At 64.4% G+C, this 24,209-nt stretch carries 26 protein-coding genes, 1 tRNA gene, 2 pseudogenes and 1 other annotated feature; of the genes and pseudogenes, 14 read left to right on the top strand and 15 right to left on the bottom strand.

Annotated features, from left to right (window positions below):
- Position 1 precedes the first annotated feature (1 nt).
- From glf to ABC728_RS18005, 4 genes are all read left to right on the top strand, one after another.
- Positions 2–1,168 (top strand): UDP-galactopyranose mutase, encoded by a 1,167-nt coding sequence (gene glf, locus ABC728_RS18020; RefSeq protein ID WP_416620614.1) that lies wholly within the window; start codon positions 2–4, stop codon positions 1,166–1,168.
- Between the two features lie 33 nt (positions 1,169–1,201).
- Positions 1,202–2,446 (top strand): glycosyltransferase family 4 protein, encoded by a 1,245-nt coding sequence (locus tag ABC728_RS18015; protein ID WP_416620615.1) that lies wholly within the window; start codon positions 1,202–1,204, stop codon positions 2,444–2,446.
- A complete protein-coding gene (locus ABC728_RS18010) occupies positions 2,443–3,690 on the top strand; it encodes an oligosaccharide flippase family protein (protein ID WP_416620616.1) in 1,248 nt (415 codons plus the stop codon). Before ABC728_RS18015 ends, ABC728_RS18010 begins: the two co-directional genes overlap by 4 nt.
- A gap of 135 nt (positions 3,691–3,825) precedes the next feature.
- Entirely contained in the window at positions 3,826–3,972 is a 147-nt protein-coding gene (locus ABC728_RS18005) for a hypothetical protein (RefSeq protein ID WP_416620617.1), read from the top strand.
- Positions 3,973–4,178: 206 nt separating this feature from the next.
- Here ABC728_RS18005 and ABC728_RS18000 read toward each other — a convergent pair whose 3' ends face one another.
- The 3 genes from ABC728_RS18000 to ABC728_RS17990 all read right to left on the bottom strand — a co-directional run bounded on the left by ABC728_RS18000 (position 4,179) and on the right by ABC728_RS17990 (position 6,038).
- Positions 4,179–5,423 (bottom strand): CaiB/BaiF CoA transferase family protein, encoded by a 1,245-nt coding sequence (locus ABC728_RS18000; protein ID WP_416620618.1) that lies wholly within the window; start codon positions 5,421–5,423, stop codon positions 4,179–4,181.
- A 103-nt stretch (positions 5,424–5,526) separates the two neighbouring features.
- Complete coding sequence (locus ABC728_RS17995) at positions 5,527–5,613, bottom strand: hypothetical protein (protein WP_445376656.1); 87 nt, start codon at positions 5,611–5,613, stop codon at positions 5,527–5,529.
- 8 nt (positions 5,614–5,621) lie between these two features.
- The gene (locus ABC728_RS17990) at positions 5,622–6,038 is read right to left on the bottom strand and encodes a zinc-binding dehydrogenase (protein ID WP_416620619.1); all 417 of its coding nucleotides are present in this window, start codon (positions 6,036–6,038) and stop codon (positions 5,622–5,624) included.
- Positions 6,039–6,371: 333 nt separating this feature from the next.
- Here ABC728_RS17990 and ABC728_RS17985 point away from each other — a divergent pair, with 333 nt between their 5' ends.
- Both ABC728_RS17985 and ABC728_RS17980 read left to right on the top strand, forming a co-directional pair.
- Positions 6,372–7,148, top strand: coding sequence for a TetR/AcrR family transcriptional regulator (locus ABC728_RS17985; protein WP_416620620.1), 777 nt, complete (start codon positions 6,372–6,374; stop codon positions 7,146–7,148).
- 42 nt (positions 7,149–7,190) lie between these two features.
- The gene (locus ABC728_RS17980) at positions 7,191–7,820 is read left to right on the top strand and encodes a flavin reductase family protein (RefSeq protein WP_416620621.1); all 630 of its coding nucleotides are present in this window, start codon (positions 7,191–7,193) and stop codon (positions 7,818–7,820) included.
- A gap of 108 nt (positions 7,821–7,928) precedes the next feature.
- On the opposite strand, the gene ABC728_RS17975 is transcribed toward ABC728_RS17980, so the two are convergent.
- Positions 7,929–8,291, bottom strand: a complete 363-nt coding sequence (locus ABC728_RS17975; RefSeq protein ID WP_416620632.1) for a hypothetical protein — start codon at positions 8,289–8,291, stop codon at positions 7,929–7,931.
- Here ABC728_RS17975 and ABC728_RS17970 point away from each other — a divergent pair.
- The 3 genes from ABC728_RS17970 to ABC728_RS17960 all read left to right on the top strand — a co-directional run bounded on the left by ABC728_RS17970 (position 8,193) and on the right by ABC728_RS17960 (position 10,193).
- Positions 8,193–8,591 carry a hypothetical protein gene (locus ABC728_RS17970; RefSeq protein ID WP_445376655.1) on the top strand — a complete coding sequence of 133 codons (399 nt, stop codon included), beginning with the start codon at positions 8,193–8,195 and terminating at the stop codon, positions 8,589–8,591. The two genes, ABC728_RS17975 and ABC728_RS17970, sit on opposite strands and share 99 nt — an antisense overlap.
- The gene (locus ABC728_RS17965) at positions 8,540–9,073 is read left to right on the top strand and encodes a thioredoxin family protein (RefSeq protein ID WP_416620622.1); all 534 of its coding nucleotides are present in this window, start codon (positions 8,540–8,542) and stop codon (positions 9,071–9,073) included. The genes ABC728_RS17970 and ABC728_RS17965 overlap by 52 nt, the downstream gene beginning before the upstream one ends.
- 181 nt (positions 9,074–9,254) lie before the next feature.
- Complete coding sequence (locus ABC728_RS17960) at positions 9,255–10,193, top strand: methyltransferase domain-containing protein (protein WP_445376636.1); 939 nt, start codon at positions 9,255–9,257, stop codon at positions 10,191–10,193.
- Positions 10,194–10,292: 99 nt separating this feature from the next.
- Here ABC728_RS17960 and ABC728_RS17955 read toward each other — a convergent pair whose 3' ends face one another.
- Positions 10,293–10,700 carry a hypothetical protein gene (locus ABC728_RS17955; RefSeq protein ID WP_416620624.1) on the bottom strand — a complete coding sequence of 136 codons (408 nt, stop codon included), beginning with the start codon at positions 10,698–10,700 and terminating at the stop codon, positions 10,293–10,295.
- 214 nt (positions 10,701–10,914) lie between these two features.
- On the opposite strand from ABC728_RS17955, the gene ABC728_RS17950 reads away from it, so the two are divergent.
- A complete protein-coding gene (locus tag ABC728_RS17950) occupies positions 10,915–11,118 on the top strand; it encodes a hypothetical protein (protein WP_445376635.1) in 204 nt (67 codons plus the stop codon).
- A 115-nt stretch (positions 11,119–11,233) separates the two neighbouring features.
- Positions 11,234–11,310 (top strand) — tRNA-Arg (locus ABC728_RS17945).
- 148 nt (positions 11,311–11,458) lie between these two features.
- Here ABC728_RS17945 and ABC728_RS17940 read toward each other — a convergent pair.
- On the bottom strand, positions 11,459–12,640 hold the full coding sequence (locus ABC728_RS17940) for a tyrosine-type recombinase/integrase (protein WP_416620626.1): 1,182 nt from the start codon (positions 12,638–12,640) through the stop codon (positions 11,459–11,461).
- A 73-nt stretch (positions 12,641–12,713) separates the two neighbouring features.
- The gene (locus ABC728_RS17935) at positions 12,714–13,976 is read right to left on the bottom strand and encodes an AAA family ATPase (protein WP_445376634.1); all 1,263 of its coding nucleotides are present in this window, start codon (positions 13,974–13,976) and stop codon (positions 12,714–12,716) included.
- 81 nt (positions 13,977–14,057) lie between these two features.
- On the opposite strand from ABC728_RS17935, the gene ABC728_RS17930 reads away from it, so the two are divergent.
- Positions 14,058–15,286, top strand: a protein-coding gene (locus ABC728_RS17930) for an IS3 family transposase (protein ID WP_445376347.1) whose coding sequence is annotated in 2 segments (ribosomal slippage) — positions 14,058–14,352 and positions 14,352–15,286 — 1,230 coding nt in all. Because the reading frame shifts where the segments join, the coding sequence is not laid out codon by codon here.
- Positions 14,339–14,455: a sequence feature (AL1L pseudoknot), on the top strand. It overlaps the preceding gene by 117 nt.
- 621 nt (positions 15,287–15,907) lie before the next feature.
- Positions 15,908–16,815: pseudogene (locus ABC728_RS17925) on the top strand (IS630 family transposase); the annotation flags it as partial.
- Positions 16,816–16,878: 63 nt separating this feature from the next.
- On the opposite strand, the pseudogene ABC728_RS17920 reads toward ABC728_RS17925, so the two are convergent.
- The 5 genes and pseudogenes from ABC728_RS17920 to ABC728_RS17900 all read right to left on the bottom strand — a co-directional run bounded on the left by ABC728_RS17920 (position 16,879) and on the right by ABC728_RS17900 (position 20,332).
- Positions 16,879–18,042, bottom strand: a pseudogene (locus ABC728_RS17920) (IS3 family transposase).
- A 65-nt stretch (positions 18,043–18,107) separates the two neighbouring features.
- Entirely contained in the window at positions 18,108–18,242 is a 135-nt protein-coding gene (locus tag ABC728_RS17915) for a hypothetical protein (protein ID WP_416622232.1), read from the bottom strand.
- Positions 18,243–18,245: 3 nt separating this feature from the next.
- Positions 18,246–18,527 (bottom strand): hypothetical protein, encoded by a 282-nt coding sequence (locus tag ABC728_RS17910; RefSeq protein WP_445376633.1) that lies wholly within the window; start codon positions 18,525–18,527, stop codon positions 18,246–18,248.
- Positions 18,528–18,529: 2 nt separating this feature from the next.
- Complete coding sequence (locus ABC728_RS17905) at positions 18,530–18,724, bottom strand: hypothetical protein (RefSeq protein ID WP_445376654.1); 195 nt, start codon at positions 18,722–18,724, stop codon at positions 18,530–18,532.
- A gap of 183 nt (positions 18,725–18,907) precedes the next feature.
- Positions 18,908–20,332 carry an FAD-dependent monooxygenase gene (locus ABC728_RS17900; protein ID WP_416622234.1) on the bottom strand — a complete coding sequence of 475 codons (1,425 nt, stop codon included), beginning with the start codon at positions 20,330–20,332 and terminating at the stop codon, positions 18,908–18,910.
- Between the two features lie 77 nt (positions 20,333–20,409).
- Here ABC728_RS17900 and ABC728_RS17895 point away from each other — a divergent pair, with 77 nt between their 5' ends.
- Positions 20,410–21,045: a TetR/AcrR family transcriptional regulator C-terminal domain-containing protein gene (locus ABC728_RS17895; RefSeq protein WP_416622235.1), complete on the top strand. Its 636-nt coding sequence runs from the start codon at positions 20,410–20,412 to the stop codon at positions 21,043–21,045.
- Here ABC728_RS17895 and ABC728_RS17890 read toward each other — a convergent pair.
- The 3 genes from ABC728_RS17890 to ABC728_RS17880 all read right to left on the bottom strand — a co-directional run bounded on the left by ABC728_RS17890 (position 21,029) and on the right by ABC728_RS17880 (position 24,205).
- Positions 21,029–23,314, bottom strand: a complete 2,286-nt coding sequence (locus ABC728_RS17890) for a TonB-dependent receptor (RefSeq protein ID WP_416622236.1) — start codon at positions 23,312–23,314, stop codon at positions 21,029–21,031. The genes ABC728_RS17895 and ABC728_RS17890 overlap by 17 nt on opposite strands.
- A gap of 121 nt (positions 23,315–23,435) precedes the next feature.
- Positions 23,436–23,861, bottom strand: a complete 426-nt coding sequence (locus ABC728_RS17885; RefSeq protein ID WP_416622237.1) for a hypothetical protein — start codon at positions 23,859–23,861, stop codon at positions 23,436–23,438.
- A complete protein-coding gene (locus tag ABC728_RS17880; protein WP_416622238.1) occupies positions 23,858–24,205 on the bottom strand; it encodes a RidA family protein in 348 nt (115 codons plus the stop codon). Before ABC728_RS17880 ends, ABC728_RS17885 begins: the two co-directional genes overlap by 4 nt.
- Positions 24,206–24,209 lie beyond the last annotated feature (4 nt).

The raw sequence follows: 24,209 nt of genomic DNA, 5'->3' as shown, positions 1-24,209 counted from the left end.
GATGGATTTCGACGGTTTCGACCTGATTGTCGTGGGAAGCGGCTTCTTCGGCACGACCATCGCCGAGCGCGCTGCCCGCGAACTCGGCCTGAAGGTCGCCGTGCTGGACAAGCGCACGCATTTCGGCGGCAATTCCTGGTCGGAGGTGAATGCCGAGACCGGGATCGAGGTTCATCCCTACGGCACCCACATCTTCCACACCAATTCCGAAGAGGTCTGGACCTATCTGAACCGCTTCACGGAATTCACCGATTACCGGCACCGCGTCTTCACGGTGCATGGCGGCCGGGTGTTTTCCATGCCGATCAACCTCGGCACCATCTGTTCCTTCTTCGGCCGCCACTTCACACCGGACGAAGCCCGCGCCCTGGTCGACCGGGAAATGGGGGCCGAAGGCATCGGAGAGCCCGCGAACCTGGAGGAGAAGGCCGTCAAGTCCATCGGCCGCCCGCTTTATGAGGCGTTCATCCGCGGCTATACGATGAAGCAGTGGCAGACCGACCCCAAGCTGCTGCCGGCCGCCATTATCGGCCGCCTGCCTGTGCGCTTCACCTTCGAGGACCGCTATTTCTCCGACCGGTTCGAGGGCATGCCGCGCCAGGGCTATGGCGCCATCTTCCGCAACATGCTGTCCAACCCGAATATCCGCCTGTTCCTGGGCACCGATTATTTCGACGTGCGGGACAAGGTGCCGGCCGGGGCGCTGGTCGTCTATACCGGCGCCATCGACCGCTATTACGACTACCGGTTCGGGGAACTGGGCTGGCGCACCGTCGACCTGGAATGGGAGGTCGCGCGCACGCCGGACTTCCAGGGCACCTCGGTCATGAACTATGCCGATACCGATGTGCCCTTCACGCGCATCCACGAATTCCGGCACCTGCATCCGGAACGGCCGTTCGATGGTGACAAGACCATCATCGCGCGGGAATTCTCCCGTTTCGCGCGCAATGGCGACGAGCCCTATTATCCCATCGCCACGCCGCAGGACCGCGACCTTTACGACCGCTATGTCGGCCTGACCGCGGCCGAGCCGGACGTGATCTTCGGCGGGCGGCTGGGCACCTATCGTTACATGGATATGCATCAAGCCATCGGTGCGGCGCTGAAATGCTTCGACCAGCAGGTCGCCCCCCGCTTTTCGGCCGGCAAGCCGCTTTCCGCCTGACCCGGTTCCCAGCAAAGACAAGGCCCGCACCCCATGACCGCCGCTTCGCCGTTGCGCGTGAACATCGTCCTGCCCCCGCTGCACAGCGAGCGGTTTTCCGGCGGGACGCTCTGCATCCTGGAACATGCGCACCAGTTGCACCGGCGGGGCCACACGGTCACCGTCGTGCCGACCCGGCCGTCGCAGTACCCCGCCTGGTTCGGCAAGGAGTTCGGCACGCTGCTGCACTGGCCGCAGACCAGCGCGGCGTCGGCGCTGAAATCGCTGGCCTGCACAACAGTGAAATGGGGCCTGAACCGGACCGAAGGGGGCAAGGAAGCCATCCGCCAGGATTTCGTGGGCCTGGTCCGGTCCCTGCCCCAGCTCTGGACGCCCGAGTTCGAACAGGCGGTGCAGCACCATATGCTGCGCCGCCTGATCCCCGACGCCGACATCACCATCGCCACGCAATACAGCACGGCCCTGCCCGTCTATCTGTTCGGCCGTGGCAAGCTGGGCTATTTCCTCCAGCATCACGAAGTCATCTTCGCCAACGACACGCCCGACCCCGAACAGACCTTCAAGATCGCCGACATGTCCTATCGGCTGGGCATGCGGATGATGGCCAATTCGCCCTGGCTGCGCGAACGGGTGCGGACCACGACGGCGGGGGCGCCCGACGTGCTGCTGTCGCCCAATGCCATCGACCCGTCCATCTTCAACGGCCAGCCCAAGCCGCTGGCCGGGCCCGGCGACCGGCATGTCACGCTGATCAGCTATGGCGGGCGCCATGTCGAATGGAAGGGGTTCCGCGAGATGGCGGAGGCCACGGCCATCGCCCGGCGCGAACTGCCCGACTATAAGATCGACTGGCATGTCTATGGCGGGGCCAGCCTGCCGCCCGACAATGCCATCGCGCCTTACAAGGACCTGGGCTTCCTGCAGCCCCGCGCCCTGGCCGATGCCTATCGCGCCGCCGATATCCTGCTGTCGGCCTCCTGGTATGAAAGCTTCCCCCTGTTCCCGGCGGAAGCCATGGCCTGCGGCCTACCCGTGGTGACAACTCAGCCCGGAACCGAGCAATATGCCATCCCCGATGTGACGGCCGAGGTGGTGGAGGCGCGGTCGCCCCGGTCGGTGGCCGACGGGCTGATCCGCCTGATCCGCGACCCCGCCCATCGCCAGCGCATCGCGACGGCCGGCTGGGAAATGTCGAAGGGCCTGACCTGGGATGCGGCGGGCGACGCCATGGAAGCCAATATACGCGCCATCGTGGCGGGTGACGGCGCGCCCGAATGATCGACGGCCGCATTCTTCGCAACATTTCCTACATGGGCATGGCCAATGTTGCGAATATCCTGATTCCGCTGCTTGTCCTGCCCTTCCTGACCCGCGCGCTGGAACCGGCCGCTTTCGGCCATTACGCCTGGGCCGTATCCACCGGCACGCTGCTGGGCCTGATCTGCGATTTCGGCTTCAACTGGACCGGCGTGCGGGAAGTGGCGATCCATCGCGACGACCGCCGCGCCACGGCCGCCATCGTCCTGGAATGCTATACGATCCGGGCCCTGATGATGGCCGGGGCGACGATGCTGATCCTGCTGGCCTGGCTTTTCCTGCCGCACGGGGGCGGGGTGACGGCCATGCTGCCCTATGTGCCGCTGGTGGCCGCCGCCAACCTGCTGACCCCGGCCTGGATGTTCCAGGGGCTGGAACGGTTCGGCACCTTCGTGTTTTCCGCCCTGCTGGGCCGGGTGCTGAGCGTGCTGGCCGTCGTGCTGCTGGTCAGGCATCCCGACGACCTGCACCTGGCTGTCCTGCTGACGGCATCGGGGGGGCTGCTGCCTGGCCTGGTGTCCATGCGCTTCATCGCCGGGCATTTCGCAGGCGTCCTGCGCCGGCCGACCAGCGCCCAGGTCGTGGCCCGGTTCCGGGCCTGCTGGCAGGTCTTCACCACCGACCTGGTGATCCAGCTTTATACCGCGGCGCAGACCTTCCTGGTCGGCCTGTTCGGCGGGCCGGCCGTGACGGCGCAGTTCAACATCGCCGACCGCTGCCTGAACGCCGGCAAGATGTTCCTGTCGGCCATCACCCAGGCGGCGATGCCGCGGGTGGCCCATCTGGCACGCAATGACCGTCGGGCCGGCCTGCGCCTGATCGGCCGCATCATGCTGCTGTGCGGGGCAGTCGGGTCTGTCGGCAGCCTGATCATGCTGTTCGGCGCGGACTGGCTGGTCGCCCTGGTCTTCGGCCCCGCCTATGCCGAGGCGGCGCTGGTGCTGCGCATCCTGTCGCCCGTGCCCATCCTGATCGGCATCGGATCCTGCTTCTCCTCCCTCTACATGTTCAATTTCGGAGAGGGGCATTTGTGGGGCCGCATGCTGAAGGCGGCGGCGGGGATCAGCCTCGCCCTGTTCCTGGGTCTGGTCCTGCTGGCGGGCGTCCAGGCCCATATCGCCGCGGCCCTGGCCATCCTGGCCGCGGAAAGCTTTGTCTTCTGCGTTTCCGGCTATCGCTTCGCGCTGGCGCTGCGCCGCGGCTGACACCCCCCGTGCCCCCCTGCCATCCGGACAGGCCCCCCGGTCGCCGCAAAGGCACTGGACGTGTGGGGTGACGACTGAAATATTATCCTATAGTGCATAATTAATCCCGATCAGGGAAAAACGAAAGAGCGGGAAATGGCATCCAAACGAATGGCCATGCTGGCGCTGGCCGTGCGCTTGACCTTCTGCGCGGTCCTGGCGGCCCCGGGCGCGCGGGCCGGTGAGGATGATGCGGCCCTGCGCCCCGACCAGGCCGCCGTCGTCGATATCTTCCGGACATAGGTCGAGACCGATACAAGCCATGTCACGGGCAGTTGCACCCTGGCGGCCGAACGCATGCTGGACCGGCTGCGCCGGGCGGGGCATGGGCCGTCGCGGCGCCAAGGCCGGAGGCACCGCCGGTGACGATGGCGGCGATGTCGTTACCCAGTTCCATTTGCTGATCCTTCCTCCCCAGACGGCCCCCGATCCGGGCCGCCATTCGTCGTTCAGTTGCGGTCGGCGATCACGCCGGCCTGTTTCAGGGCGTCCAGTTCCGGGCCGTCCAGACCCAGCCAGTCGGCCAGCGCGTCGCGCGTGTGTTCGCCCAGGCGCGGCGGCGGCCGGTCGAAACGGGCCGGCGTGGCCGACAGCCTGGACGGATAGGCCACGGACGGCACATCCACCCCGTCGGCGCGCTGGAAATGGTGGACAGTACCGCGGGCCTGCACGAACGGGTCCTGGAACACCTGTCCGATATCGTTGACCGGCCCGGCCGGCACGCCCCGGGCGGGGAACTGTGCCATCAGGTCGGCGACCTTGTGCCGGGCGATGATCTCCTGCAGCATCGGTTCCAGTGCCGCGCGGTTCACGACACGCCGGGCATTGGTGTCGAAGCGCGGATCGATGGCCAGTTCCGGCACGCCCAGCACGGCGCACAGCGCCGCATACTGGCCGTTATTGCCCACAGCCACCACGATGGGACCGTCGGCGGCATCGAACACGCGATAGGGCACGACGGTCGGATGCGCGTTGCCCAGCCGGCCGGGCGCCTTGCCCCCCACCAGATAGGACAGCGCCTGGTTTGCCAGCATGGTGATCTGCGTATCCAGCAGGGAACAATCGATATGCTGCCCCTCGCCCGTCCGCTCGGCATGGCGCAGCGCCATCATGATGGAAACGGCGGCATACAGGCCCGTCGACACGTCGGCCAGGGCCACGCCCGGCTTGATGGGCGGGCCGTCCTTCTCACCCGTGATGCTCATCATGCCGCCCATGGCCTGGGCCACGAAATCATAGCCCGGCCGGTCGGCATAGGGACCCGTCTGCCCGAACCCCGTGATGGAGCAATAGACCAGCCGCGGGTTGATCGCCGACAGGCTGGCATAGTCCAGCCCGTACTTGCCCAAGCCGCCGACCTTGAAATTCTCCACCAGGATGTCGGCCCCGGCCGCGAGCCGCCGGATCAGCGCCTGCCCCTCCGCCGTGGCGAGGTTGACAGCCAGCGACCGCTTGTTGCGGTTGCAGGACAGGTAATAGGCGCTTTCCCCCGCCCCGTCCCAGCCCGGCTCCGCCGGCAGGTCGGGCGGCCCCCAGGACCGTGTGTCGTCGCCGACCCCCGGCGCCTCCACCTTGATCACGTCGGCCCCGAAATCGGCCAGGATCTGGGTACACCAGGGACCGGCCAGCACGCGGGACAGGTCCAGTACCTTCACCCCCGCCAGTGCCGCCGCGGATCGGCCGTTCTCGGTCATTCTCTACCCTCGTCCAAGCATGTTCCGTTCCCCCCACCATACCCCCATCCCACCGGTGATCGGCAACGGCCGGCGGGATGGGGGCATGGTGGGGGCGGCATCGTCACGCGCGCTCGAAGACGGCCGCCAGCCCCTGGCCGCCGCCGATGCACAGGGTCTCCAGTCCGAAGCGCCCGCCGCGGCGCTGCAGCTCGCGCGTCAGGTTGGCCAGGATGCGGCCGCCCGTGGCGCCGATCGGATGGCAGCCTGCAGATGGTCGCCGCCGACATTGTCGAAATAGACGTCGATGCCATCCGGCGCCTCGCGCGCCAGGGCCTTGGTCAGGCTGGGCTCGGCCTTGCAGTCGATCACGCCGTCCAGTTTCAGCGTATCGCGCAGGAACGCCGCCTTGCGGGCACTGCCGGCAGCACCGATCACGCGGTTGCCCTTCAGCCGGGCGATCTGGCAGACGACGGAGCCGACCCCGCCGGACACGAATACCGTGTCACCATCGCGCATCTGGGCGATATGCAGCAGCCCGGTATAGGCCTTCAGCCCCGTCATGCCGGCAAAGCCCGGATAGGCCTGTTCGGGCAGGATCGAGCAATCCCGCTTCTTCAGGGCAGATGCCGCCATCCGTGCCGCGCAACCCGCCCGAGGGACGGTCATATGGCGCCAAACCACGGACCCTTATCGCTTGCCTTCGACCTTAATGCAGGCCGTGGTCATTTGCACGTCAAAAATTGCATCATAGGTTACTATGTTGAGGGCATCGCACCTGTGTTAACAGCGCATGCAACCCGGCCCGCGCAGGTGCGCAAGCCAGCCGGAGCGCGCTGTACGGCGGTTGCCATGCACGCCGCAGCCCTCAGACAAACTTTTACAGACGTGCAATGTTGTCATATAGATGAAGCGGCCCCCGCAGGGGGACCAAGGCAGCGGTGAACCAGCTTGAGGAGTGTGAGCCCCGTGTCGCGGATCGAACCGGAGAAGGCCCTGGTCTATTCCAGCCCCGCCATCCATGCCCGCCGCCGCCGCATCCTGGAGGAGACGCGCAAGCTGATCGCCGAGCGCGGGCTGGCCGGCTTCAGCATGGACGAGATCTGCAAACGCGCCGATGTGTCCAAGCGCACCCTCTACAATGCGTTCCAGACCAAGGAACGCATGATCGCCATGGCGATCCACGAGTATTTCGAGCGCTACATCTCCCGCCTGCCCTATTCCAGCCCGGCCGGCACCCTGCAGCGCAATGTGGAGCGCATAGTCTTCGTGGTCCAGCGCAACCGGCAGATCCGCAATTACATCAGCGCGATCATGTCGATCTATTTCAGCCTGGATGCCGACAGCGACATCTGGAACACCATGCATTCCGTGGCCGTCACCCCGAACCTGCAATGGATCGAGGCGCTGAAGGCCAGGCGACAGCTTCAGCCCTGGATCGACGCCCAGCGCTTGGCCGACGATGTCGTGCGGTTCGAATACACCATCATCTATGATTGGTGCCGCGGCCATATCGCCGATGATATCGTGATCCCGCACCTGCTGACCACATGCCTGACATTGATGTCGGGCGCCACGCGGGGCACGGCACGGCGGGAGATCGAAGCCGTGCTGGCCGATATCCAGGAAGGCCGCCTGCCCCTGTCCATCGAACCCGCCACGCCCGGCCTTCCGCCCGCCGATCCGGGGGAGCGGGAGGCCTTCGCCGCGAGGCGCGCCGCGGCGCATGCAGCCGGCCAGGACTGATCCGTCACGCCTTCTCCCTCTTCGGCCACAGGGTTCCGTTCCATGCAGTTCGACATGCGCAGCCTGCCGCCGGCAGCACGTTACAAGATCATGAACTCCACCGTCACGCCACGCCCCATCGCCTGGATCACCACCCTGTCGCGCGATGGCGTGCGCAACGCCGCCCCCTACAGCTTCTTCAACGCCGTGGGCGACGATCCGCCGCTGCTGGTGCTGGGGCTGCTGAAGCACCCCGTCACGGGGCTGATGAAGGACACGGCCCGCAACATCATGGAGACGGGGGAATATGTCGTGAACCTGGTCTGCGAGGCCGATGCAGAACGCATGAACCAGTGCAGCATCGACGCGCCGGCAGCGGTGGACGAGATCGACTATGCGGGCGTGGACACGGTCGCGTCCGAGCTGGTCAAGCCCCCGCGCATCGCCACCAGCCCCGTCAGCTTTGAATGCCGCAAGCATTCCGCCATCGATATCGGCCGGCAGACTATCGTGCTGGGCGAAATCCTGATGGCGCATATCCATGATCGGTTCGTGCTGGACGCGCAGAAGCAGTATCTCGACACGCCGGCCATGAAACTGATCGGCCGCACCCATGGCAGCGGCTGGTACGTGCGCAACAGCGACCAGTTCAAGCTGGACCGGCCCGTCTACGATCCATCCCGCCGGGACTGATCCCGGACGGGACGGCGCAAGGCCAAGAACGGATGCCGCCCGGCAAGGTGCGGTCCACCAGGAGGAAGCCCCGGCGCGGCGACAGGTCCGCCCCGGGGGTGACAGGGATCAGAACCGGGCGCGCACGCCGAAGGTGTAGGCGCGGCCGACCGTGTCATAGAGCGAGATGATGGTCGGCAGGTTCAGACCCGGAATGGTGCCGGGGATCAGCGGCGGATCGCGGTCGAGCAGGTTGTTCACGGTCAGGAACAGCTCCGTCTCCGCCCCCCCATCGCCTGGGTGCGATAGGTGACGGTGACGTCGGATGCGATGTTCCAGGACATCCTGAAGCTGGACGCAGCGACCCAGGCCCGCCAGAGCTATCCGGACGGGCTGGCCTTCGATGAACAGGATAATCTGTGGATCACCCTGCCATTTGCCAACAAGCTGGTGCTGCTGACGCCTGCCGGGCGGCTGGTGGAAATGCTGCATGATCCGGCCGGGACCGTGATGTCCCGCCCGACCAACCTGGCCTGGGGCGGGGCGGCGGGATCTGCACATCGTTTCCCGCGGAACGGGCAGCATCCTGCGCGTCCGTGCTGCCATGGCCGGACTGGCCCTGGCGCATCAGGCAGGGTGACACGGTACCAGGGCGCATGTTCCCATTGCGACAGGATCGCGGCCCGGTACACTGGGGCCGCCGGACGCTGTCCGGTTTCCATGCGACAAGGAAACGATCCATGCGCCCATACCTTCTTCTTTCCGCCGGCCTTCTGGCATTGCCGCTGCTGACGGCCGCACCGGCCATGGCGCAGGTGACCGCCCCCACCGTATCGATCACGGATATCGGGTCGCTGCCCCAGCCGCTGCCCCTGCCCTATGACGAGCAGGCGGACGCCGATGCCGACGTGACCCGGGCGTTCGAGCGGGCAAAAGCCAGCGGCAAGCGCGTGATGCTGAATTTCGGCGGGGACTGGTGCCCCGATTGCCGCATCCTGGCCGGCATCATGGAACTGCCGGAGGTCAAGGGCTTTCTGGATACCCATTACGAGCTGGTGAAGATCGACGTCGGCCGTTTCTCCCGCAACCTGCACATCCCGCCCCGCTATGGGGTGGAGAAGCTGCGGGGCGTGCCCAGCGTCCTGATCGTCACGGCGGAGGGGGATCTGGTGAACGCCACCGACAGCGCGGAACTGGCCAAGGCCCGCAGCATGACCCCGCAATCCATCGCCGACTGGCTGGCCCGCTACGCGGCCCCCGCCGGCCGGGGGTGATGCCCCGTGGCACGTCGCCAAGCCCACGGGGATGCGGGCGCTGGCGATCGGTCCCGGTGAGCGGTGGCGATCACCGGGAAACGGTATGAGGCCCGTTGCACACGGATGACCGGCACGTCTGACCGGCGGCGTATCGGCATTCTCCCGATGCGCCCTGTTGCCAGGCGCCCGGATGCGGAGTATGGCCAAGGGCATGAACGATACAGACACGATGTTCCTGTTCGACCGGCCGCTGGTGCGTCGGCACCGCGACCGCGCCGCCGCCGAGATCGGGCGGTTCGACTTCCTGCTGCGGGAGGTGGCCGGCCGGCTGGCCGAACGGCTCGACATGATCAAGCGCACGTTTCCGCGCGTGCTGAACCTGGGCTGCCATGGGGGCGAGGTTGAAGCCGCGTTCGGCGGGTGCAACGGCATCCGCCAGATGGTCCATGCCGACCTGTCGCCGGCCATGGCACGGATGGCAGCCGCCGGCACCGGCAGCCCGGCCGTGGCCGCCGACGAGGAGGCCCTGCCCTTCGCGCCCGGCAGTTTCGACATGGTGGTGTCGAACCTGTCGCTGCATTGGGTGAACGACCTGCCCGGTGCCATGATCCAGGCCCGCCGCGCCCTTCGCCCGGATGGGCTGTTCATCGCCGCCATGCTGGGGGGTGACAGCCTGTTCGAACTGCGCCGTGCCCTGATGGAGGCCGAGATGGAGGTGACGGGCGGCATGTCGGCCCGGATCAGCCCCATGGCCGGCCTGCGCGATGCCGCCGGCCTGTTGCAGCGGGCCGGCTTCGCCCTGCCCGTGGCCGATATGGACACGCTGACCGTAGCCTACCCCGATCCGTTCCGCCTGATGCGCGACCTACGCGGCATGGGGGAAACCAATGCGGGACTGTCCCGGTTGAAGCGGCCGACCCGGCGCGCGGTGATCATCCGCGCCGCCGAACGCTACATGGAGCTGTTCAGGGAAGCCGATGGCACCGTGCCCGCGACGTTCGAGATCGTATTCCTGGCCGGCTGGTCACCCGATGCCTCGGTGCAACAACAGCCGGCGAAGCGCGGCAGCGCCAGCCACCGTCTGGCCGACGCCCTGAACAGCATCGAGCAGACGGTGGAGATGAAGCCCCGCCATTGATGCCCCGCCATTGATGCCCCGCCATTGATGCCCAGCCGGCGACGACGGCCTTCGGCCTGACGCGGCGCCCGGCGGGGAGCCGGATCAGGGGATGCCGGATCAGGGGATAATGGTGACCGGTTCCCCATTGGCCGGGTCGGCCCGGGTGACATCGACCTGCCCATTGACAGGAATGGTCAGCGCATAGGTGCTGCCCCCGGTCAGATAGGCGAAGCAGGCCAGCCGCAGATCGGTGGTGCCATCCGCCTGGGGCTGGCGGCTCAGGGGACAGGACTGGCCGCCGATCGCGATATCGCCAGGGCCGGCTGCCAGCCCAGCCGGCAGGGTGACATCAATGCGATGGACGCCTTCCTGCCCGACGGTGAAGGCGCAGTGACCGGGGCGGGTGGCCGGACAAGAGCCGTCGCCCCCATGGGCCAGGGACGCCAGGGCGGGCGCCGCAACGGACAGGAACAGGGCGCCAGCGGCGACCAGCCGGTGGCCCCGGCCGCGTGCCATGATCGGCATGAAAAACCTCGTTATTCTTTTTCCGAAATGCGCCCCTTACGGCAGCAATAGGCGTTCCCAGGCAAAATATCAACCATTGAGGCGTAGAGTATGTGTCTTACCCCTTTCGGGCGGCGGGCACGCCACGGGGGTGCGGGCGAAAGGAAAGGGGTGACGGAACCGGTAGGGCATGTTTAAAGGGCAGTGGCTTGAACAGCATCGGGGCGGCCAGTCCATGTCCAACGAAGAAGATATCGTCGAACGTCTGCGCCGCCGCGCCGCCCGCGCCCGCGACCGCTATCCGGAGGAATTGGTCGACCCGGCCACCCTCGTCGGCGGCCTGATCCGGGATTACGAGGCCGCCGCGGACGAGATTCAGCGCATGCGGGACGCCTTGCGCGACCTTTCCCGCCAGGCCCTGAGAGCCATGCTGGGCTGACCCTCCCCCTCCAGACGATATGGCCATTTTCCTTCAGTAAGCATTTGCACCCGGGAAAATGATGCGCTATGTTCCGCGCCGCTTGGGGGGTGGTCAGACACTTACCAGCCGGCATGGACCCGTAGCTCAGCTGGATAGAGCGCTGCCCTCCGAAGGCAGAGGCCGATGGTTCGAATCCATTCGGGTCCGCCACTTTTCTTCAATGAAATCAATAGATTGACAATGATGGCGGGGCGTTGATCCCTCAATCATCGCTCAACTCATCGCTCAGTTACGTCCGGGAACATCTGCACCCCGGGCTGACCGCCATGGCGGGAATGATGCAGAATCTCCGCCATTTTCATTTCCGTCCCCGGCCGCCTTTGCCCAAAAGGTCTCGAACCCTGTCATGCCGCCCATCGTGATGGGCGTACACGCGTTCCGCCGTTTCCATGGTCACATCGACCCAGCCGCAAGCATCGAAGAGGGAAACGCCTGACTGGGCCAAATAGGAGATGCAGGTGTGGCGAAGGGTGTGGGGTGTGACCACATCGGGATTGAGGCCTGCTGCCTTTGCTGCCGATGCGAATGATCTCTTCAGGTCTTTGACATGACGGTTATGGGGACCATACTCGAAAACGTGAGTTTTCGTCCGTCGGCGTGTGTAGTGCAGGAACCGAAGCAGCCGATCCGGAACCTCCAGCCTGCCCCTTTTCTTGGCCGTTTCAGCACGGCCAACGGGCCGGAAATCGATCACGCCCTTGTCAAGATCGACCCAGCCGCCCTGAAGGTTCGGTGCCCATTGCAGGGAGAGGATCGCCTCCTTGCGCCGCCCCGTATAAAAAGCGACGAGGATGAACAGGGACAAATGTCGGCCTGACCGCCGGTCCTTTCGGGCTGCACGGATCAGCCTGGCGACCTCCTGGCGTGACAAGTACGTTTCCCTAGGCATGGAGGCAGGCGGTAGCCAGACCGCAGGAACCGATAGCAGATGCCCCTCGCGATGGCAGTATCCCAGAGCCGCGGCGAGGGTCGCGAGTTCACGTCGTACCGTTGCTGGTGATACCGGCACCGTCCGGTAGCGCGGCGGGTCGGTATCTGGAATACGCTCCCGCTTCTTCCGACTGACGAGGTACTGGCGGCAAAGTTCGCCCTTGATGTCGGAAACAAGGACATCTGCCCAGAATGGGGTCATGGATTGGATAGCCCAGCCAATCCGTTGCGGGGCGGCTGTTGTATTCGCATGCTGGTCCATATAGATGGACAGGACCTGACCGCATGTCATGACCTCTGCGCGCCGGTTCGCCACGTCCGGTTTTGAATTCTCGGCTGCGATGGCAACGGCCTGCTGCTCAAGGATGAATTCGGCCAAAGCTCTTTCAGCCCCAACCCTGTCCTCCACCGGGCAACCGGTGGAGATGTCCCGCTTCCCCCTGGCGGGATCCTGGTATCGGATATACCAGCGGTAAGTTGCCGATCCTTTCGTGCACAGAGGCACCAGTCGCGGCCCCATGGTGGCTTGGCGGGGTTTCTTCATGGCCATCTTGTTTCATCTTTGACCGAAGGCCCTTTATCCTCGCTTCGTTTGGGCTGCCGCAGCTTGCCGCGAAATGCCGTCACGGCACCAACTCCTTCGCGATGGGCATGGCCGCGACAAGTTCTTCCAGTTCGGGACCCGACATGCTGCCACGCTCGACCAGGATGGAGGCCACCCTGTCGATAACAGGCAGGCGCGGTCGAAGTAGTGCCAACGCCCGTTCATATTCCTCCGCCAGCATACGGCCGACCTGTTCTGCCAAGGTGGGGTGCGCCGACAAGAACGAGTGGGTGTTTTCGGGGATGGCGTTGCCCAGCCAAAGCAGTCGGTCACCGAATCCATGGCCCGCCAACATGGCGGCTGCCAGGGTGGTGGCGCGCGCAAGATCGCTGTGCGCGGGACCGCCGGACCCGAAACCTGGGGCTCCCAGGCGGACCTCTTCCGCCGCGCGACCCGCCAGCAGGATGCGGATATGGGCATGGGCATCGGCCTCGGTGTCGAACTGGCCCAGTTCGAACCGAACGCCGGCATGTTCGCCCTGAACCTTGACGATCTGGATCTTGCCCGGCAGCTCGACCGCGGCGGCGATTGCATGACCAGCCTCATGCACCGCGACCCTGAAATGCAGATCGGGGGAAACGGTTTCAGGACGAGGGATATGAGCCAGCAGGTCGTCAGGGGTCATCGGCCGCCCGGCGCGACGGGGCTCACGCTTGGCGTCACGAGCCCAAAGCTCGGCTTCAGCACCGGATGCCGTCATGCCTGACACAAAGGGCAGAAGGTCAACACCGGGGAGATGATCGGGACCGAGATGCTGTCGCAGGATTCCGGCCAGCGCTTGGTCATCAGGCAAGGATACCATGATCACCCTGTCGAGCCGACCGGGCCTGATCAACGCCGGGTCGACCGACAGGCTGTTGGCTGCCGCCAGCAGCACAACCCCTTCCCGCGCGAGGGTGCCGTCGGTCGCCTCAAGAAGGGCATTGACGACTTGGTGACTATAGTCCCTCTGATTGCTCCGCAGGGATTGCCGGTCCTGGAAGGCGTCAATCTCATCGATGAACAGGATGGAGGGGGCTTGCGCTCGTGCATGTTCAAACGTGCTACGCATTGCCGCCAGCATCAAGCCAAGGTGCCCGGCCGCCTGCCATTCGCTATGCGATCCGGTTACAAGCGGCAGCCCGGCTGTTCCCGCCAAGATACGCGCGAACGACGTCTTGCCCGTGCCAGTAGGGCCGACCAACAGGCACCCCCTGTCAACTTCCTTCCAGGGCAAGCGTCCGGCCAGGTACTCCTTGAGATCTTGGACCAGGTTAAGGCCCCACGCCTTCGCGTCATCCATTCCGTAAAGATCGACCAGCTTGGGACCGTGAACCGGTCCGGGATTGTCGGCGGCTCCAACTCCTGAGAGGATGGGGCTACGATGAGCAAGACAACGAACAAATTTTCGGCTGAGGTCCGCGAGCGGGCTGTTCGGCTGGTGCTGGACCACGAGAAGGATCATCCGTCGCGATGGGCGGCAGTTTCATCCGTGGCATCCAAGATCGGGTGTTCGGCGCACACGCTGAATGAATGGGTCAAGAGAGCCGAGGTAGAAAGCGGCAGCCGTGCTGGCATTCCGCTGGATGTGCTGGAGAAGTTGAAGGCGCAGGAGCGGGAGATCCGTGAGCTGCGCCAGGCGAATGAGATCCTGCGCAAGGCATCGGCATATTTCGCGATGGCGGAGCTCGACCGCCGACAGAAATGATGCTGGGCTTCATCGATGCCCACCGCCAGGAATACGGGGTCGAGCCGATTTGCGAGGTTTTGCCAATCGCCCCGTCAACTGTGCGTCGGCATGCGGCCCGCGCCGCTGATCGGGCCAAACTGCCGGCGCGGGCACAGCGCGATATCGGCTTGAAGGCCGCTATCCGCCGGGTGTTCGAAGAGAATTTCCAGGTCTATGGGGTGCGCAAGGTGTGGCGGCAGTTGCAGCGCGAGGGCATCCAGGTGGCGCGCTGCACGGTCGCGCGGCTGATGCGGGAGATGGGCCTGCGCGGTGCCATCCGTGGAAAGCCGGTGAAAACCACCATTGCCGACAAGGCCTTACCCTGTCCGCTGGATCGGGTGAACCGGCAATTCCGGGCGGACAGGCCCGATCAACTGTGGCTTTCTGATTTCACGTATGTGTCCACCTGGAGCGGGTTCGTCTATGTGGCTTTCATCATCGACGCCTTTGCCCGGCGGATCGTCGGCTGGCGAGTGTCCCGGACGGCCGACGCCGGTTTTGTCCTGGATGCCCTGGAGCAGGCCCTGCACCAGCGCCGACCGAAGGGGAAATCCGGACTGGTTCACCATTCGGACCGGGGCAGCCAATATTTGTCCATCCGATACACCGAGCGGCTGGGGCTGGCCGGCATCGAACCGTCGGTCGGCAGCGTCGGCGATTCATACGACAATGCCTTGGCCGAAACCGTCAACGGCCTCTACAAGGCGGAGGTCATTCACAGGCGAGGACCGTGGAAATCCTTTGAAGCCGTGGAATACGCAACCCTCGAATGGGTCGACTGGTTCAACAACCGACGCCTGCTCGAGCCTATCGGAAATATCCCGCCCGCAGAGGCCGAACAACGCTATCATGACGCCGTGAGCATTCAGCAAATGGCAGCATGACTCACGAACTTTTGCCGCCGACAATCCCGGCGCGGTTCACAGACGCCTCGCTGCGGGCTCGTAATCTCGCGCCCAACGACCCGCCAGCCTGCTTGGACTTCTTAGAGAATTGTAAAATATAATACGCACAAATCCGAACATTTTAGTAAAAATAGGCTTGATATTTTAAATATAAAAGATATTGACCAAATCTGATTATGATAAAAATTGAATTACATCACATATTATCTGAATGTTATGGCTGACGTTACCATTTCATGTTCGCGAAGAGAACTTGTCGTCTACTGATTTGGCCTGCTCGACTAAGATCGAGCCGTCCATAAACGCCTCCATAGCGGCCATACGGGGCAGCAGCTGTTGCGTAGATGGTGAATTGACTACGCATATATTACCGGATAAATTGTCATACCATCGGTTTAGGCGAGCCCCCGCATCCACCGATAAGCCGTTGATCCTCAAAAGGGATCAACGGCTTTTGTCGTTTCTGCCCCAACCTGCCACAAACCCCGCAAGTAATACCAACCCGCCGAGGAAATGACTCTCGTTGAGATCGAAGGGATTCCCTTTATCACTCGGCTGTGATTCCCTGGTAGCGCATTTTTAGCGTTGCGGGGGGTAGCCATGTCTGCAGCCATCAAGATTACCCGAGCGGGCTCGGACGCGGCGACGCTGCGTCGTGAGGCAGTAGGGAGCCGGGATGCGAACGTGGCCCGGCGTCTTTTGGCGCTGGCGCTTATTGCGGAGGGCAAGACGCGGGAGGAAGCGGCTGCGGCTGCCGGCATGGATCGCCAGACGTTACGGGATTGGGTGCATCGCTATAACGCGGAGGGGATAGCCGGCCTGGTGGATCGTCGATCAAAGGGTCGGCCTGGGATTTTGTCCGCAGAACAACTGGAAGAGCTTGCCAGTTGGGTGCGCCAGGGCCCCGATCCGGAGAAGGATGGCATCGTTCGCTGGCGTTTGAGCGATCTGGCGATACGGATTTCTGATCGCTTTCACGTGGCAATCGCCGAAGGAGGTGTGGGCAAGATCCTGCATCGGCTGGGCTTCAGCCACATCTCAGCCCGGCCGCGTCACCCGGCCCAGGACACGCAAGCCCTTGAGATGCATAAAAAAACTTCGCCGCGCTGGTCGCCGCGGTAATCCCAGACCACGCAAGCGGCAAGCCTCTGGAATTATGGTGGCAGGATGAGGCCCGCGTCGGGCAACAGGGAACGCTAACCTACGCCTGGGCCGACAAGGGCAGCCGGCCCCGCCAGTTGAAGGACACCCGCTATACCTGGGCCTATATCTTCGGTGCTGTCTGCCCCGCACGCGATGTCGGTGCAGCCCTCGTCATGCCCCGCGCCAACGCAGAGGCCATGAATAAGCATCTGGCCGAAATCGCCTCCCAAATCCAGCCAGGAAGCCATGCCGTTCTCATTCTCGACGGCGCCGGGTGGCACCAGACAGGCGGAAGACTGAAGGTCCCCGATACCATCAGCATCCTTCATCTGCCACCCTATTGCCCCGAACTCAATCCCGTCGAAAAAAGAGCTGGTCCCCGGTGAGCGGACAGTTTTTGTTCGGCGTTAAGCTTGGTCCTGATCAGTTCACGCCGCCAAACACGTTCTGTCCGCCCTTTGCCTGTATGCCTCGTCGGGTGTTTGTCCCCCGAGCGCGGAATGCGGGCGCCGGTTATTGTAGTAATCGATCCAGCGTCCGATCCCGTCCCTGGCCTCGCTGCCGGTCTCGAAAGCGTGGAGATAGACGCATTCGTATTTCGGTGACCGCCAGAGCCGTTCGATGAACACACCGCCAGAGCCGTTCGATGAACACATTGTCCATCCAGCGGCCTCTTCCATCCATGGAAACCTTGATACCGGCATCGGTCAAGATGCTGGTGAATCTCGGGCTGGTGAATTGGCCGCCCTGGTCGGTGTTGAAGATTTCCGGCTTGCCGTGGTTTGCCATGGCGTCCTGCAGGGCCTCCAGGCAGAAATCGATGTCCATGCTGTTGGATAGCTTCCAGGCCAGCACCCTACGCGATGCCCAGTCCATTACGGCGATCAGGTACAGGAAGCCCCGCCGCATGGGAATGTAGGTGATGTCCGTACACCAGACATGGTCCGGCCGGTCAATGGTCAGATCCCGCAGCAGATAGGGCCAGATCTTGTGCTCGGGATGGGGAACGCTGGTCTTTGGCCGTTGGTAGATGGCTGCCAACCCCATCCGGCCCATCAGCCGGCGCACCCGTTTGCGGTTGACGACATGACCCTGGCGCCGCAGATGGTGGGTCATCTGTCGGCTCCCGTACCAGAGCGTCTCCAGGAACTGGGCATCAATCACTCGCATCAGCGCTAGGTTCTCAGCACTCTCGCCCCGTACCGGCCCGTAATAATGCGACCGGCTGATCGACAGCAGCGCGCATTGCCGGACAACCGACAAGCCGGGATGTGACCGATCCACCATCTCCCGCCTCCGACCGGCGCTCATCGACCGGAGGCCTTGCGCAAAAAATCCCGCTCCACCACCAACTGACCGATCTTGGCGTGCAGCCGGTCGATCTCGGCGGCATCAACAACTGGACTGGCCTCGGCCTTCCCGGAAAACGACGCCGCCATCCCCTCGATCGCCTGTTTGCGCCAAGCGTTGATCATCGTCTGGTGAACACCGTGCTTCGACACAAGCTGCGCCATCGTCAACTCGCCCCGGATCGCCTCCAGCGCCACCTTCGCCTTGAAATCCGCTGAATATCGCTTCCTCTGTCCCGCCATGTCGCTCGTCCTTCAATAAGGCCGAACCAAGCTTAGCAAACTGTCCGCTCACAGGGGACCAGCTCTCAGAAGACCGGTCCCGCCAGGATGCCGCCGACGGCCAGCAGTACGATGGCTGGGACCTGGAAGCGCCAGGCCAGCCATTGCGCCCCGATCCCCAGCGCCATCACCAGGGCCGCCATTCCAACCAGGTCCTGCATGTCTCACCCCATCAAGATTTCAGCGCGCGGATGTTCGACCCTGACTTTCTTTTCCGTCAGCAGCGCAAAGCCCAAGGCCAACGGACCCAGCCGGCCAAGATACATGGCCAGGATCAGCACCAGATGCCCCGCCGCGCCGGCCATGGCAGTGGCGCCGCCTGTCAGGCCGACGGTGGCATAGGCGCTGAGAATTTCAAAACCCGCCGATACCAAACCAAGACCGGGCACGGCCAGCAGCAGCGCAAAGGTCAGCATGGCCGTCGCGAACAGGCTGATCAAGGCCACGCTTAGCGCCTGCTGGACCGCCTGGGGTGGCACCGAGCGCCGGGGCCGACGCTCACCGTCTGGCGGCGGCGGATATGCGCGACGGTAACCGCAAAGAGGACGACCGCCGTCGATACCTTGATGCCCCCGGCGGTGGAGGCGGGGCCGCCGCCAATGAACATCAGCAGCAGGGCGACCAGCAGCGCAGGCGCGGTCAGGGCCGTCAGGTCGAACGTGTTGAGCCCGGCCGTCCGTGTCGATACGGCTAGGTGTCTATCGTCGAAACAAGTGGGACATCTGGGTGGTTTGTGAGCGGAGGTTCTGGCTCGTTGCGCGCTGATGTTGAGTGGCCCGGCTTCCGGATGAGCCGTGACGCCGGGCCTGGATTGTTCGGTTTTTCTTCAGGCTGCGGTAGCTGCCAGATGGCCATCGGGACGGACCAGCAGGCGGCTTAGGCCTGCGTACCTGTCGCCGGTGATCCCCGTTGCCTCCACCTGGCGGGCGGTTTCCACCTCCATGGCGCCTGACGCACCGGGCATCCGGATATCCAGCCAACTTCCCTTCTGGAGCAGCGAATAGAGCGTGACGACCGTCCCGTCCACCAACTGCAACTCGGAATCCGGTAGCCGTTCGCCGCTGAGCGGCGAAGTGTCCGCCACCGGCCAGATAGGGGCGGGATAGGCGATGTCGAAGGCGCAGATCTGGTCGGACAGTAGGCGGTTGACCTGCGGCAGCTTCAGAAGATCGTTGAGAACCTGGCGCAGGGCCAGATCGCGGCCTTTGAAGGCCACCATTACCGCCGTCTGGGCCAGCGTATTGTCCAGCAGCGCCTGGCCCACCGGCTGGCGTTCGGTATGATAGCTGTCCAGCAGGCTGTCGGGTGCGTCGCCCTTGATCACCATGGCCAGCTTCCAGCCCAGGTTGAAGGCGTCCTGCACGCCGACATTCAGGCCCTGGCCACCGGCAGGCAGGTGGATATGGCAGGCATCGCCTGCCAACAGCACGCGGTCCTGACGGTAGCTGGCGGCCAGGCGTGTTTCGTCCCCGAAGCGCGACAGCCAGAAGGGATCGCGCATGCCGAAATCGGTACCGGCGATTTTCAGCGCGGCCTGCCGCACCTCCTCCTCGGTCACGGGTTCCGACAGGGGCACGGCCAGCCGGTCGCCATCGACAACGGCGAAACGGTGATGCTTACCGTCGCCCAGGGGCACGACCAGGAACCGGCCCCTGTCATTGGCGAAGGAATTGGCCTTGGGCGGGTCGTCCAGCACCATGTCGGCCAGGAACATGGTGGAGGTGACCTCGGTACCGTTGAACGGGATGCCCGACAGGGTGCGGATCGTGCTGCGCGCGCCGTCGGCCCCGATCAGGAACAGGGCATGGCCGGTGAAGGTGCCGTCCGATCCCTCGGCCGTGACGGTGACACCATGGGCATCCTGGGTGAAACCGGTGACGCGACAGCCACGGCGCAGGTCCACGCCCAGTTCCAGGGCGCGCTCCTCCAGCAATTCCTCGGTCACCGTCTGCGGAATGAACAGGGTGTAGGGGCAATCCGTGTCCAGGGTGGTGAAGTCCAGCCTTGTATCCAGCACGCCGTAATGGCCCGTGGGCAGGGGGATGCCGCGCTTCAGCGCCCGATCCAGCAGTCCGCGCATCGAAAATATTTCCAGCGTGCGGGGGTGCAGCGTCAGGGCGCGCGACTGCGCCACCCGTTCCGTCCGCCGTTCCAGCACCGTCACTTTGATGCCGGCCAGTGCCAGTTCGCAGGCGGCCATCAGGCCGGTCGGGCCCCCGCCGGTGATGATGACCTGGGTCGAGAAATTCATGATTGGCTCCATTAATCTAACGTTGTTAGGCGAGACCTTACACTGTTAGAGAGAGATGATGTCAACGGGGAAATGCGATGCGTCTTGATCGGGAACAGATTGTCGCTGCGGCACTCAGGCTGCTGGACGAGGTGGGGGTGGACGGCCTGACCATGCGGGTGTTGGCCGATGCGCTGAAAATTCAGGCCCCGTCGCTCTACTGGCATTTCAAGAACAAGCAGAGCCTGCTGGAGGCGATGGCCGATGCACTGATCGCCCCGGTCGCGCGTGCTGTGCCGCCGGGAAGCTGGGCGGAGCAGGTGTCGTTCATCGCCTGGGAATTGCGCGCGGCACTGCGGTCCCGGCGCGACGGGGCGCGGGTCTTCGCCGGCACCTTCTCCATCAATGACAATGTCATCCGCACCGCCGACCATCTGATCGGTGTGCTGATGGCGGCCGGCCTTCCCCGGCAGAAGGCCGCCTGGGGGGCACTGACCGTCACCTATTTCGTGCTGGGCTTCACCATCGAGGAACAGGGCGCGTATGAGCCGGGTGGCAGTGAGGGGGTGGCCCTGGCCGCCCGGCGTGAGGAATTCACGCGCTTCATCGGCGACCGCTACCCCCATGTCGCCGCCTGCATCCCCGATATCTTCGACGGCGACCAGGATGCCAGGTTCCGTCTGGGACTGGAGATGCAGGTGGCGGGGCTGAAGGTGCTCAGTAGCGCCAGTTGACCTCCAGCCCATAGGTGCGCGGCGCCCCGGCGAAGGCGATGGCATAGCCCAGGCTGTCCAGCAACGAAGCGCCATTCTGGATATAGGCGCGGTCGGTCAGGTTCTTGCCATAGGCCGCCACCTCCAGCCGGTCATCCTGGAAGCGCAGCGCTGCGCGCGCATTCAGCAGGCCATAGCCGCCCTGGGCGATGGCGCGCGTATTCTGCGGGTCGTGCCAGGTGCGGGACTTGGCGCTGTAATTGACATCCAGATGGGCCGAGGCGGTCTCGGATACCGGTCCTTCCCAGGCCAGGCCGACCAGTCCGCTATATTTGGGAGTATAGACAAACTTGCGGTCCGACACGTCGCCCAGCACCGCGTCCTGATATTCATCATAGGCGGCATCGGTCAGCGCACCGCTGCCATACAGGGTGAAGCCAGCCCCAGGCTGCCAGCGCGCCTCCAGTTCCAGACCCTGCACATGCGCCTTGCCGGCATTGGCGGTGGGCTGGAAGATCGTGCCGTTCTGGATGGCGAAGACCTGCAGCTGGATATCCTTGTAGTCGGTATAGAAGGCGGCGAGGTTGAGGGTCAGGCGCCGGTCGAGCCATTGGGTCTTCACCCCGGCCTCATAGGCCCAGACCTTTTCCGGGTTGTAGGGCTGGAGCGTGCCGATCGTGTCGGGGTCATAGTTGAAGCCGCCGCTCTTGAACCCCTTGGACAGGCTGGCATAGGTGAAGAATTCCGGCGTCCATTCGTAATCCAGCCCGATCTTGGGCGACAGATCGTCGAAGGTGCGGGCATTGTCAGAAGGGCCAAAGGTGGTGGCACCCGTGGCGATGGAGCGGTTCCAGACGAAGATCGACTTGCGCTCCGACGTGTAGCGCAGGCCAACTGACCCGGACAGTTTCTCGGTCAGGTCGTAGCTGGCATTCAGGAAGGCGGCATAGCTCTTGGTGGTGACGTCAAGCTGCTGGTTGCGGGTCTGGTCCAGGCCCAGCGGCACGAAGGCCGGCACCAGATTGGCGACCGTCAGCAGGCCCACATCCTCCTGATAATAGAACACGCCGCCTTGCCAGTTCAGCCGTCCTTCCAGAGCCTCTCCCGATAGCTGGAATTCCTGGCTGACCTGCCACTGGTCCATGCGGTCGGCGAAATTGCCGATGGAAAGCGGTGAGGCATCGGCCTCCGACATGCGGTCGCGCTTGATCTCGCGATAGGCGGTGATGGATTTGACGTTCAGCTCATCGTCACCGTAGGAGGCGCGCAGGAAGGCGCCCCACACATCCTCGTTGGGGGTGAAGGGGGCCAGCACCGCCTCCTGCCCGGCATCGAAGGCACCGTTCCAGATATCGCCCTGCACGCTCTTGGCATAGGTGCCGATATCGCCGATCAGTGCCTGGATGACAGGGGTGATCTCGGTTTCCGAGGTGGCGCTGACGAAGCCGTAATAGGGGGCCGACCGGTCGCGCGATCCGTCCAGGGAGAACAGGATGTCGATATCTTCCGAGGGGTTGTAGCGCAGCATGGTCCGGCCCGACAGAACGTCCTGGTCGTTGGCGCGCGTGCCGGTCAAATTGTTGCGCATGAAGCCGTCATTGCGGCTGCGATCCACGGAAAGGCGCCAGAACAAGGCATCCTCGACCAGCGGCAGGCTGACCGATGCCTTGGCCGCCAGGCTGTCGTAATTGCCATAGGACAGGCTGGCGGCATATTCGGCATCGGGGCCGGGCAGCTTGGAATTGATCTTCAGCGCACCGCCGATGGTGTTCTTGCCATAGAGCGTGCCTTGCGGCCCGCGCAACACCTCGACCGAGGCGACATCGCTGATATTGACCAGCCCACCCTGCAGGCGGCCCAGATAGACATCATCGACATACTGCGCCACGCCGGGATCGGCCGTGGGGCTTTCATCCGCCTGGCCGACGCCGCGGATGAAGATGAAGCCGATGCTGGAACTGTTGCGGCCTGTGGCGATCTGCAGGTTGGGCGCCAGCCGACCGACATCGGCGACATTGGATACGGCCTGTTCCCGTAGGGACTCCTCACTCAATGCCGTCACAGCGACCGGTGTGGTCTGCAGCGGCTCCAGCCGCCGGCGGGCGGATACGATGATTTCCTCGATCATCGGTCCGTCGCCGGCGGGGGCCGTCTCCGCGTGAACATTCTGTGCCATCGTCAGGGCGAGCAGCCCCGCACCGGCGCGCAGCAGCGCCGGCCTTGTCCATTTCCCGATCATGAAACCCTCGCTGTTCACGGCCGCAGGGCGGCCCTTTTGTTTATTGGGCATATTGTTGCCCTAACAACATTAGGGACAACTCGATGCGGCTTGTCAACGGCCAAGGTGGAAAGAAAATGCCCGGCCGCCTTGCGGGCGGGCCGGGCAAGGACATGCATCGCGAACAGATGGATCAGGGAGCTTTGGTGTGGTCGGCCATGCGGTCGTGCACCGGTGCCAGGATCGGCCCCCAGGGGACGAGATCGCCTGTTACGCGGATACGCCCCTGTGCCTGCTGTTCTGCCCGCAATGCCGCCAGTTCCGGCCCGGCATGCAGGCTGGCAGCGCGCCAGGCATCCATCCAGTCGCAGATGATCTCGGTCGCCACCTGCTCCCCCGGGGCGGTGCCATAGCGGATGCGGGCACCTCCATCCGCCACATCCAGCCGCAGGCACGGCTCGCCCATCGCCGGCCAGGGGGCGTCGGGTGGCAGATTGTGGAACCGCTCGATCAGGGACAGATGCAATGCGGACCCGCCGGGATGGGCATTCAGGGCCGTCTGTAGGGCCGCCTCCGCCAGGGCCAGCCAGGCGGGGCTCATGAAGATCAGGCGGGTCATGTCCGCTCCTTCAGCCGGGCCACGGCCTCGATTTCCACCAGGGCGCCATCGATGACCAGGCCGGCAATGGTTGTGGATCGGGCGGGTGCCCAATCGCCGAACCAGCCGGCATAGGCCTTGTTGAAGCCGGCGAAATCAGATCTGGCGGTCAACCAGACGGTGGTCTTCACGATATCGGCCGGCCCCAACCCGTGTTTGGCCAGGATGGCGGCCAGATTGTCCAGGCACTGGCTGGTCTGCGCCTCGATGCCGGCGGGCAGGGCGCCATTGCCGTCGAAGGCCAGTGCGCCTGACAGGAACAGCAGGGACCCTGCCGCAACGGCGGGGGAAAGATGCGGTTTCATGGAT

It is taken from the genome of Niveispirillum fermenti (assembly GCF_052474395.1).
This window is presented reverse-complemented; position numbering and strand designations above follow the sequence as displayed.